The sequence below is a fragment of the Vibrio algarum genome, assembly GCF_028204155.1.
Taxonomy (GTDB): domain Bacteria; phylum Pseudomonadota; class Gammaproteobacteria; order Enterobacterales; family Vibrionaceae; genus Vibrio; species Vibrio algarum.
This window is the reverse complement of the sequence record NZ_JAQLOI010000003.1, coordinates 409,898-421,766: the sequence shown is the minus strand read 5'-3', so window position 1 is coordinate 421,766 and position 11,869 is coordinate 409,898. Positions and strand designations below refer to the sequence as shown.

General features: G+C 41.9%; 7 protein-coding genes. 5 read left to right on the top strand and 2 right to left on the bottom strand.

Annotated features, from left to right (window positions below; all coding sequences use genetic code 11):
* Window positions 1–11 precede the first annotated feature (11 nt).
* Complete coding sequence (locus PGX00_RS17270) at window positions 12–851, bottom strand: 4Fe-4S dicluster domain-containing protein (RefSeq protein WP_272138886.1); 840 nt, start codon at window positions 849–851, stop codon at window positions 12–14.
* Window position 852: 1 nt separating this feature from the next.
* The gene (locus PGX00_RS17265) at window positions 853–3,822 is read right to left on the bottom strand and encodes a molybdopterin-dependent oxidoreductase (protein ID WP_272138884.1); all 2,970 of its coding nucleotides are present in this window, start codon (window positions 3,820–3,822) and stop codon (window positions 853–855) included.
* Between the two features lie 227 nt (window positions 3,823–4,049).
* On the opposite strand from PGX00_RS17265, the gene PGX00_RS17260 reads away from it, so the two are divergent.
* From PGX00_RS17260 to PGX00_RS17240, 5 genes are all read left to right on the top strand, one after another.
* Entirely contained in the window at window positions 4,050–5,579 is a 1,530-nt protein-coding gene (locus PGX00_RS17260; RefSeq protein WP_272138882.1) for a sigma-54 interaction domain-containing protein, read from the top strand.
* 213 nt (window positions 5,580–5,792) lie between these two features.
* Complete coding sequence (locus PGX00_RS17255) at window positions 5,793–6,230, top strand: MarR family winged helix-turn-helix transcriptional regulator (RefSeq protein ID WP_272138879.1); 438 nt, start codon at window positions 5,793–5,795, stop codon at window positions 6,228–6,230.
* A 177-nt stretch (window positions 6,231–6,407) separates the two neighbouring features.
* Entirely contained in the window at window positions 6,408–8,075 is a 1,668-nt protein-coding gene (locus PGX00_RS17250; RefSeq protein WP_272138877.1) for an FAD-dependent oxidoreductase, read from the top strand.
* Between the two features lie 11 nt (window positions 8,076–8,086).
* Window positions 8,087–9,826 carry an FAD-dependent oxidoreductase gene (locus tag PGX00_RS17245; protein ID WP_272138874.1) on the top strand — a complete coding sequence of 580 codons (1,740 nt, stop codon included), beginning with the start codon at window positions 8,087–8,089 and terminating at the stop codon, window positions 9,824–9,826.
* A 555-nt stretch (window positions 9,827–10,381) separates the two neighbouring features.
* Window positions 10,382–11,719, top strand: a complete 1,338-nt coding sequence (locus PGX00_RS17240; protein ID WP_272138872.1) for an MFS transporter — start codon at window positions 10,382–10,384, stop codon at window positions 11,717–11,719.
* Window positions 11,720–11,869 lie beyond the last annotated feature (150 nt).

Below are 11,869 nucleotides of genomic sequence, written 5' to 3'. Positions count from 1 at the left end.
AGATAGAGATGTTAACTAATGAGTAACACACCTAAATTGATACTGTTTGTTAGGTCGATGGTTTGTGTATAGGTCAGGTCATTAAGCGTGACTTTAACTAGGTATTCACCGGAATTGGGTTCGATATCGTCGAACTTAAAATCGCCAAAATAATCGGTATTCAATCGATCTATTTCCTTATTGCCTTTCATCAAAATAACTTCAGCGTTTCCAGCGCAGTCTTTTAAGCCATCTTTGATGGTAATAACGCTGCCTGCGATATGCTCTTTATTAAAGCGATAAAGATTTTTGTACCAGATGCGAGGTTGCGTCTCTAATTCAGGTTTAAGGACTTCCAAGCCTTGAGATTTGACTTGTTCTGCCATTTCTTCATCGGTTACTTTGAGTGACTCTAGACAACCAGTGGCGCAAGATTGAACGCAACGAGGCTCTTTCCAACCAGCATCTAACAGGTGAGCATCAAAGAACCATTTTTGAGGTACTTTTAACTCCTCATTCCACCAGATATGACCATAAGGACAACTCTTAACAAGACGTTTTTCTCCCTTTGCTTTTTCTGGGTGGATCATGACAATGCCGTCTTCTCTGCGATAGATTTCGCCGTTCTTAGCCGCTTTGACACATGGGGCGTCTTTACAGTTGTTGCACATGGTTGGTAAATAAGCCACATCGATTAATGAATCGCTTCCACGTTCTCTGCGCTTAATATCAATCCACTTATGCCCATGTCTTGGTTGCTCGTCGGTATAGCCTGGAAAGCTGTTACCACAATATTCATCTTTATCTGCTAGAAAGCAGTTATTACAGTTTTCGCAACGCTCTACGTCTACAATGAGGTTCCATTTTTCCATTTTATTTTTCCTCCCAAGCACGAATATTAATCAAGCATGAGTTACAGGCTGTTGAGTGTGATTTCTTTATGATCGCTCGGCTAGGGGTCAAAATATTAACTGAACCACCACGATCCGGAGAGTGGCCAGGGACTCCAATTGGTTCGTACAATGCAGAGGACTCATAGGAATGCGTGGTACCTCTTGGTACTCGCTGTGTTACGTGAGCTGCACAAATTACTGAACCACGATCATTGTATGCCTCAATAAGTTGGTGATGGACGATGCCTCTATCCGCTGCATCTTGTTCATTAATACGCATTATCCAGTAGTAGTAGCCATCCACTTCAACTCGATGATCTTCTATGTCGTTGATATGCGAATCTTTACCATCAGCCATAGTATGGAAACTATACCGGCTATGAGGAGAAATCATCTGTAGTGGATATTTCTCATAAAGTTCCCCTGAATGAGGGCCTTCCCAAGATGGGATATATTTAGTCATAATCGGACGCTCTGGATCATCTGGAGCGAAACGTTTTAAACTATTACAAACAAACTCGATTTTACCACTTTGAGTTTGCAACCCTTCTTTAAAGTTTGCTTTATAGTCACCAGGAAGTGGATTCATCTCAGGTACATCTTTCTTTCTGCCTTCGTAGTACCAGTTCCAAGAAACCGGGTCTCGGTCTTCAGCTTTTGGTGGTGGAACAACGTAATAGCCCTTTTTCAGGAATTGCTTCCACGAAATTTTATCCGGAAGATCAGTACCATTAAATAGGCGATGTACCCACTCAATTTCTGAAGAGCCTTCGGAGAAGTACGCGCCAAGCCCTAGTTTTTTAGCAATGAGCAAGAAGATTTCGTAATCCGACTTAGATTCGCCCAATGGTTCAATACATTTATGCTGAATGGTGACAACGCGGTGGTTTACCTGAGTGTAACAGTGGGCAATATAGCCGCCACAGTTGGCAAACTCACCGATGTCCCAACGCTCAAAGTTGGTACAAGCTGGCAGTATGATGTCTGCAAAATTAGCTTCACCTTCCATCCAGATAGACTGATTGACCACGGTCTCCAGATTGGCGCTTCGATACATATGTGCATATCGATTGGTCTCATTCATGGTACCGAAATGAGAACCACCGTACTTGTAGTACATTTTGATTGGTGCATGGCCTGGTGCTGGATATTTGAAATCGGAAAATTGACCTTCGATACACTTAGTATCGGTAAAATAACCTTCAGCTTCACCGTTTAGGATGGCTTCAGGAATCCGTAAACGAGGCACTTTTTGCTTAACGGTATTAATCGTCATGACTTGAGGCATACGCTGGTACATGTTTACACCTAAACCAGTGCCTTCATAATCTCCAGATAATCCACCTTCTGAATACCCAGGGAAGAAGAAGCGAGTATCAACAGGTGTACCTTGTTGGAGGTTGCCCATGTTAACACCTGGCTTACCAATACCTTGCATCGCCATTAAGCAGACCATTGAGCGAGCCCACTCTGCGCCAGTTGCACTTCTACATGCTGAACCAAACCCTTGCAAACCGCCCGCTGCAAGGTAAACTTTTTTGTTACCCCAACGTCTAGCAAGTGCTCTAACATCATGTGCTGGTATATCGGTTTCAGCTTCTTGCCATTCTGGGGTTTTAGGAATACCGTCTTCGTTACCTAAGACGTACTCCATCCACTCTTCAAAGCCTTCCGTTTTATCTGCAACGAAATCTTTATCGTATAGGCCTTCTTGCATCCAAACATATGCGATAGCAAGTGCCATTGCGTTACTTGAGCCCGGTTTAGTACCAAACCATTTACCACCAAGCAAACCAGCTGTGTGGTTGTAGAATGGGTCGATATGAACAAATTCGATACCCAACTGTTTTGCCCAAAGACGACGCTGTGTGCCTTCCATAGCGCCATATACGCCACTAGTAGATTCAGGGTCACTTGACCAGAAAACGATCATTTCACAGTGCTTTAGCGCATCTTCTACGGTTGAATAGGTGTCTGGCGCGCCTAACCGTAACGAGTTTCCCCAATGGTGCATAGCACCCCAATAGAAACCTTCCCAGCTATCTGGGTTATGTACAACGTAAGAGGTGCCTATTGCGTTGAAGAAGCGAGGGCGAGCTGACAGCCAATAACCGAGGTTACCCCATGTATGGTGAGAGCCAGAACCATTCATGATTGCGCCTGGTCCATGTTCTGTTTTTACGCGTGTGATTTCGTTAGCAACGATGTCTGTTGCTTCTTCCCAGCTGATTCTTTCATAACCAGAAATACCACGGTTTTGTGGATTTCTTTCACCATTAGGATCGAAATCAACACGTTTCATTGGGTAAAGAATACGATCTTTAGAATAGATAGTGGACTTGATACCTTGAGTATGAGGACTGACGGTCACTTTTTTAGTTGGTTGGAATTTGTGGCCTCTTGCTTCGATGACCCATGGTTCTGGATCGTCTTCATCAAGCTCAATAGGAGTGATGCGAATGATTTTGTCATCTTTAACATAAACGAAAACCGGACCACCGTTGGTGTTATTTACCAAGCGAGTTGTCCCGTCTTCTTGCGGTACACCATATTTAATTTGACTATCGGTAATAGCACTAAGAATCTTAGTGAAATGAATGACATATTCTTCGTCACCAATGGCATCCATTTTAAAGTTTTTAAGAATATCGATGACTTCTTGATAATCACGCCATGGCACCATAACCTTCATGGCATCTTCAGCTGTTTCATAGACCATTTTTATATCGGCAGAAGGATTCTTTCCAGCTTTTGAAGTGATCTTTCCATCTTTAAAAATATAGGTTCTACCGATATCAGCGGTACGTAAATACATAGCGATAGAAAAATTCTTCTCGCTAATTAAAGATTTAAATTTTCTATCCCTGCTTGCTAATAGTTTGATAGCTTGCGTCAAACCCCATAACACGGTCTTAAACTGCTTATCGACAGCTATTTTTGTTATTTTCACGGGTACTGCTCCTGATTAGTTCTACCTAATCCCCTATGGCAATTTGCGTGCCATATCAACAGGGCTTAATTGGTTGATCTACATCAAGAAAATGGCTTGTTTTAATCTATTTCGTTATGATATTTCAAGCTTGTAGGAAATATCATAACGAAATATCCTATTTTACTTTATGATGTGTTTCGAAATTTAATGGCGCAATGAATAGACAAATTGAAGGGATTAAACGAATGGATAAGAACATCTTTTATAGGCAAGCCATCGAAGCACTCACGGGAAGCTTAAATATCGAAGATGGCTTAAAAAACTGCATTCAATTCCTACAAAATGTGTTGCCTGCCAATGTGTTGTCTGTGCATCTTTGGGATGAAAACTTGTGTTCATTGCGGATATTGGCAACAGCAAATAAAAATAAAGGTCACTTGTGTAATATTCTTATCCCGGTTGCAGAAGCCGAGCGTCATATTCCCCGCTGGGAGACAAACTATGATATTAAGATTGTTAATAATTATTTAGACGACCCAATCAGTGAGTTAGTACAGGAGCACCTTAGTGGGATCTATGGTTACCAAAGCTACTCACATTTGGTTTCACGGGTAATGATTGGAGAAAAACGAATTTGTGATATTGTTTTGCTTGCAACCGGTTCAAATAGATTTACTCAGGAACATGCCACGTTATTTTCTACCCTAGATTCACCTTTTGGTATTGCCGTTTCTAATAGTTTGCAGCATCTGTCAGTAAAGGAGATGCACTCCAAATTGTTGGATGAACATGAAAGACTAAAGAGATTGGTGGAACAAGATGCACAAAACCTCATTATTGGCAGTCAGAGTGGCCTTAAAGGTGTGGTGCAAAAGATTGAGGCTGTATCATCAACCAATGCACCGGTATTGATTAATGGCGAAACCGGTGTTGGTAAAGATGTTGTAGCGAAAGCCATTCAGCTAAACTCTACGAGAGCTGAACAAGCCTATATAAGAGTCAACTGTGGCGCTATCCCTGAATCACTTTTAGATAGTGAACTTTTTGGTCATGAAAAGGGGTCATTCACCGGAGCAACAGAAAGAAAAATCGGGCGATTTGAACGAGCCCATAACGGTACTATCTTTTTGGATGAAGTCGGTGAACTGTCTAAAGCAGCACAGGTACGGTTACTGCGAGTGCTACAAAATGGTGAAATTGAGCGAGTGGGCTCTAAAAATACCATTAATATAGATGTTCGGATTATTGCCGCGACGAACCGATCATTAGAATCAATGGTTGAAAAAGGTGAGTTTCGTGCAGATCTATATTATCGATTGTGTCTGTTCCCTATTTTCGTTCCGCCATTGAGAAACAGGCTAGAAGACATCCCGCTTTTTGTCGATCACTTTATTAAAATATGCGCGGAGAAATTTAATATCCGATTACCTGAAATAGCGCACGGTGAGATAGCCAATCTCCAGAGCCATTATTGGCCGGGAAATGTCAGAGAATTGGTCAATGTTATTGAGCGCTCAGTGATCAGTTGCCGTAATCAAGAAGTCGTTTTCTCTATTTTTTCGGATGAAAAACAGCAGACAAGTAGACAGAATGAGTCGGTAAGTAGCGAACAAGAAATACTCACACTTGCCGAGTTAAACAAGCGTCATATAGAGAGTGTGCTTAAATCGACCAATGGAAAAATTCAAGGTCGGGACGGAGCTGCAGATATCCTAGATATCAACCCTCACACGCTAAGAAGTCGTATGACAAAGTTAGGTGTTTCTGTGTCTTAGCCCTGTGTTTTAGATCCGTTTACTCGCCAGTCATCGGCCCTAAATTTATTTAATCACGTCACCCCTATCAACTTTTATTTATCTTTATCATCTTGAATAGACTAAATGAGAGTTGACGCATAAAAATTATACAGCCATTAAAAAAAACATTGCTATTGGTATGGGTATTTGGTTTCCTACGGAAACTAACAAAGAAGGCCATGTCGACAAACAATGAATTACGATTACACCACCAACTGCCCTTTATACCTTACAGGTGTTATTAACAAGCATCTACAGGAAGGCTTGGTTAAGCGATTAAAGAATGATGGTCTTATTTTATCTAGTCAGCAGGTTCACTTATTGTTGTATCTTTTTGAAGAGGATGGAATAAGCCAGAAGCGCCTGTCTGAATTAACGAAAATGAATAAAATCTCCATTGTTAAAGCACTTAACTTATTGGAATCTAACAATTATGCATTGAGGGTCCAAAATAATGAAGATCAGAGAAATAAAAATATTTATTTGACACCAGAAGGTAAAAAACTCAAAGAGCCGATGCGTGAGTTGATTGGTAAACACAGAGAAAGTGTATTTGAAGATACAACCAGTGAAGAAATTCAGATCTACAAGAAAGTGTTAAATAAAATGCTGACAAACATGACATCCTAAAAATTTTACCCAATTAGTTTCCCTAGGAAACTAATTTGAAAATTATCATCTTCCTCTGACTGAGTGATGGTGCACATGCAAGAGTCCTTGTTTTTACAAAGTTGATGCATGGGTCACTAAACAAGGGATGGGTGAACTAACAGCTTAACCAAAAGAATCAGGTAAAAGGAGATAGCTATGCCTGTTAAGAATATTAATACTGACGATTGCATAGGTTGCGGCACTTGCGTGGAGTCTTGTCCTATGGATGTGTTTAGGTTGGACACATCAGATAAACAGTTGGAAGTATCTCCCTGTAGTGACGGTTGCCCATTAGGCTTGAACCAGAGAGAGTATCACTACCTAATCAAAATGAACCAGCTTGATGATGCGGCTTTAGCTTTGCAAGCGCGACATCCTATGCCATCCATAACTGGCCGTGTATGTCCTCATCCTTGTGAAACAGCATGTACTCGTAGTCAAGTTGACGAAGCGATTAATATTAATGGATTAGAAGAATATTTAGGTGATTATGTACTGAATAACGGTCAGGTTGCTGTGACAGCAAGTGGCGATAAGGTGGCTGTAATTGGTTCTGGGCCTGCAGGTCTAAGTGCAGCATATAATCTCACGCTAAAAGGGTATCAAGTTACTGTCTTTGAGAAAGAGGCTAAACCTGGTGGATTGCTGCAATATTCGATACCTGCTTTCCGTCTGTCTAATCAAATTATTGAGCAGCAAATCGAATTTTATAAAAAAATGGGTATCGAGTTTAAAACCGGTGTCACGGTTGGTAAAGATATCAGCAAATCTGAATTAGAGTCTCAAGGGTTTAAAGCCTTTATCGCCGCTACAGGTGCAGCGAAGCCTATGAAGTTGAATGTACCTGGTGCAGATGCGAGTGGTATCAATACGGCTATCCAATTTTTGAAAGATGTTCGTACTGGAGATGCTGAAGCAGCACCTCAACGCGTAGCGATAATTGGAGGAGGCAGTGTTGCACTTGATGCTGCTCGTACCGCAATCCGCCTTGGTGCAAAAGAAGTACACGTGATTTGTTTAGAGCGTATTGAACCCGGCCATAAAGACAATATGCTTGCCCTGACAGAAGAGATCCAAGACGCGAAAGACGAAGGCGTGGTTTTCCATACCCAGCGCAGTGTGAGCTCTTTTTCTGTTGAAGACGGTAAGATAAGTGGTGTTTCCCTCGTCGAGTGTTCAAGTACTCGAAATGAAGATATGTCGTTTAACCCATGTTTGGGTTCAGAAATCGTAGAAGAGTTTGGTCTTGACGGTATTATTTTGGCGATAGGTCAAACAGCCGACGCAGAAATCGTCCCACAAGAAGTCGCGACGACAGAACGTGGTTATATTAAAGCGAATCAAAACACGCTTCACGTTGATGCAAATATGTTTGCCGCGGGAGATGGGGTAACTGGTCCTACAACGGTTGTTGTCGCATTAGCTTCTGGTAAGAAAGCGGCTCAAACGGTTGATCGTTTTCTTAAAGATGAAGGATTAGAAGTTACCCCGGCACTTTCACGCGAAATCGCGAAAGATGTCCCTAAAGGTAACAATCTTTATATTGAACAACGACAAGAAAGAGTAGCAGTAGATGTTGATATTCGAGTGAAGAACTTCGAAGAAACGATTAAGTCTCTCACCTACCAGCAAGCACAACGTGAAGCTGAACGTTGTCTTACCTGTGGAAGTAAATCGACCATCGCGTTCGTAGATGATTGTCAGGTCTGTCGATTATGTGCCCACTATTGTCCTGCGGATTGTATTGAGATTACAGACGGTGCTTACGTCAGCTCACTTCACAATTTTGATGTTGTTACTCTCGGCACAGCGCTAAATAAATAAGGAGTCTTGTTATGAGTGAAAAAATAGATTTTGAACTAACAACTCTAGAGACCGATGTCCTCGTTGTTGGTGGTGGTTTCGCTGGTTGTTTTGCTGCGGTAAAAGCAGCAGAAGACGGTGCAGATGTGACGATGGTTGTAAAAGGCCGAACTGGACGTTCAGGGCTTACACCTTGGGCAAACAGCTGGTTTGTCTACCACGATATGCCAGGAATTACTAAAGACGATTACATGAAGCAGTTTAAGCTTTCAGGCGAATACCTCAATAATCAGGATTTCTCAATGTTATTGATTGATGAAGCTTGGGATCGTTTTCAAGAGGTTCAGGAATGGGGTACTCAAACGGCACTGACTCACCCAGAAGAAGGGCGTCCTTATTATATTCAGCACGGAACAGTATCACGTTCGATTGAATATTGTGCCGCAGGTGATCCAATGCGCCGCAAAGCTTTATCGGTTGGCGTGAAAATGATTGAACGTGTCATGATCACTGACCTGATCAAAGAAGAGGGTAAAGTTATTGGTGGTATTGGTTTCCATATGGAAACGGGCAAACCTTATGCCATTCTTGCTAAAGCAACCATTCTGTGTACAGGACCTTCATCACTTAAACCACTCGGTATGGGTTATCCGTGCAGCTCTACAACTGCAGATGGTGATGCGATGGCTATTCGTGTGGGTGCGCAGATATCTGGAAAAGAGTTTAACGACGCACACCCGGCTAATAATGCCAATTTCTTGGATCACTCAACCAAAAATAAAGCGTCTGGCGATGCGGTTAGTAAAAAAACGGTACTTGGTTTGGGCGGTGGTCCACCAAGTCAAGATGGTCCACTTAACCCTGAAGATTTAAACAGTGCCAATCTGGGTCTACGAATCGACTCTGCTGTTGGTATCAGTTTGGGCGGACAGCCAATGGACGAAAAATATGGCCGTGGTCCTGGTGGAACAAACCCAAGGTTTAGTGGAGCAGGTACTGGCGCACCTAAAAAAATGGGATTCTCTACTGTTGGTATGGGTAATCACAAAGGTGAAGGTGTCTTCCCACAAGATATCAATGGTCGTTCAAATATCGAAGGTTTATGGGCTGCCGGTGACGCGATGTGTTCGATGCAAAATGGGGCGGGGTACGCAGGTTTTGGTTCTTCGTCATCAGGCTCTGCTGTGCAGGGTGCGAGATCCGGTCATGCTGTTGCTGAATATGTAAAAACACAACCTACACCTGTACCTGCACCTGAATTTCTTGAAGAGATGAAGCAGAAAATGTTTGCGCCAATCAATAACGAAAAAGGCTACTCTCCTGCATGGGTTACTCGAGTGATGCAAGGTACTATGTTTCCGTATTTTGTTATGTACGTGAAAGAACAGAGTCGAATGGAGAATGCACTTCAGCAGATTAAATATTTGCAGAACACATTTGCTGATAATTTAAAGGTTGAAGACTTCCACGAGCTGCGTAATGCGATTGAAACACGAAATATGTTGCTCAATGCTGAAATGAAGCTTGTTGCCGGTATGGCCCGTAAGGAAAGTCGAGGTACTCATTACCGTGAAGATTACCCATATCGAGACGAAAAGAACTTCCTTGCTTGGGTTAAATTAACTCTGAATGAAGAGGGTAACGTTCAATCAGAACTTCATCCAATTCCTGAAAAATGGCATCCAGAACCATCACTTAGCTACCGAGAAAAATATGGTTTTGTTTATCCTAATGAAGACGAAGAGAGAGCGAAGGTTGGCATCTTAGATTAAGCTTAAAGCTCAGCAAAGATTATTTTTAAAATAAAGAAACCCCAGATGTTACAAATATCTGGGGTTTCTTATATTTACGTGTTCTATCTCATTTTCCTTTTCATTGTTCAAGCTCAAACCTATTGTTCTTTTTTATCTCTATATTAAGTTGTGTTAGCGAAATATTGGTGTCATCGATAGCCATTTGATGAAACGACTTTATGGCTTAGGTCGCGACTAGGGTTTAAGGGCTTCACCCTTTTTGAAATATAGCCGTAGAGCCTTTTCAATCAAAGGCTGGTGGTTAAAAATCAATATTGAAAAATGAGAGGTCAGTGTCTTTTCTATGGGGCGTGTTGTTTTATAGGTGGGACTGTTATCGGAAATAGAGTGATCACAGTCATGAATAAAGCACATCTTTCGATATATTGACAAGCTAAATTGATGCACATCAAATTCGATTCGCACCTATGAAAAGAGCCATGCGATTGGTGGGATTTTACTCGGTAGTATATAGCGGTAATGTAGCTGCATAGGTTTTTAATCCGTCTACTAATTAAAGTTTGAGAGGAAGTCATGGAGAACGCTATCCAGAAAGGATTTAAGGTGCAAGCGCTTGGTGTCATCATCTATGTGTTTGTGACTATGTATCTGCAGCTAACTATTGCAGGGCCGGACAGCATGAACATCTTAATGCCGGCACTGATAGATAAGTTCAACATGCCACCTGGCGAAATCATGGGGGCTATCTCAGCGGTTCGATTGATTGGTGTTATCTCAGGTATTATCGCCGGTGCACTTATCATGAAAATGGGTTACAAAAAGATAGGTGTGCCAGCAATCATTGTCGCTGGTCTCGCTGTGTCTATGATGGGACGTGTTGATTCTTGGATGGGGATAATGGTTATTCAGACAATTCTAACCATAATCACGCCTGTATTAATGTTTATCCAAGGTGGTTTGATAGCTAACTGGTTTATGCGATATAAAGGTATTATTTTTGGTATCGTAACCATTGCAGCACCTTTGAGTACGGCAACGTTTACTCCGATTGGTATGAAAATTTTCCTTGAGGTTGGTTTTGCAGATTTCTATGCTGGTCTTGGCTATTTCATCGCATTTTGGGGTGTCTTAGGTATTGTGGCAATGAAGGAAAAACCGGAAGACCACGGCTTTGATCCCGATGGAATAGCGTTTACAGAAGAAGAAAAATTAGAAGTTGAAGCTATTCGTGCTGCAGAAAGAAACACGAAATCTACATGGACAATTCCAAGAATTGTTCGTTGTAAGGAGTTTTGGTTTGTTGCGCTAGCATGGGGCCTTATCGGTGGCTTAATGATGGCTGGTATTATGAGCCAGGTGATTCCAATTCTGACAGGTGCTGGTATTGAATTAGATACAGCTCTATTTTTGATGTCCGCAATGGCTCTTGGTGGTATGCCACTCAGTTATGTTTGGGGTTGGCTAGATGACAAGATTGGCACACCAAAAGCGAACGCTGTGTTTTCACTTGCGTACCTCGTCGGTGCAGCAGGGTTCGCGTTCGGTGGACCAGACAATCTTTACCTAATCTATATTGCTCTGTTCTGCATCTCGCTAGGTGTAGGTGGTATGCCTAATCTTATGCCATCACTGGTAGCGTATGTGTTCGGTCGCGATGAGTTTGTTAACATCTATCGTTGGGTTAATGGTATTCAAGTCGTCATGATGAGTATCGGCATGACGTACTTGGCAGTGATGAATGACATGACTGGCTCTTACAGCGCTTCGTTTATTACGTTTATTCCGCTTGCAGCGCTTTGTGGTATTTTCTTCCTATCCATTAAGAAGACCTATGATCCTGAACGCATGGCGCTAGAAGGTACAGGTAAACGTGCACAGGGTGTGGGTTCATACAAAAAAGCAGAAAGTTAATCTCTAAGGGATATGAGTACTATGGAAGATTAACTCAATATGAAACGCCTCATCACTGATGAGGCGTTTTTTTTGTGTTCAAACACTTGGCATAAATTTGTCCGTTTTGACTCATATTTTAGTTGAATGAGTAGTGATGGGTTGATGTGA

What these genes read in the sequence shown, in the direction of transcription:
- PGX00_RS17270 (WP_272138886.1), bottom strand. Translation starts at nt 851, where the DNA reads ATGGAAAAATGGAACCTCATTGTAGACGTAGAGCGTTGCGAAAACTGT.
- PGX00_RS17260 (WP_272138882.1), top strand. Translation starts at nt 4,050, where the DNA reads ATGGATAAGAACATCTTTTATAGGCAAGCCATCGAAGCACTCACGGGA.
- PGX00_RS17255 (WP_272138879.1), top strand. Translation starts at nt 5,793, where the DNA reads ATGAATTACGATTACACCACCAACTGCCCTTTATACCTTACAGGTGTT.
- PGX00_RS17250 (WP_272138877.1), top strand. Translation starts at nt 6,408, where the DNA reads ATGCCTGTTAAGAATATTAATACTGACGATTGCATAGGTTGCGGCACT.
- PGX00_RS17245 (WP_272138874.1), top strand. Translation starts at nt 8,087, where the DNA reads ATGAGTGAAAAAATAGATTTTGAACTAACAACTCTAGAGACCGATGTC.
- PGX00_RS17240 (WP_272138872.1), top strand. Translation starts at nt 10,382, where the DNA reads ATGGAGAACGCTATCCAGAAAGGATTTAAGGTGCAAGCGCTTGGTGTC.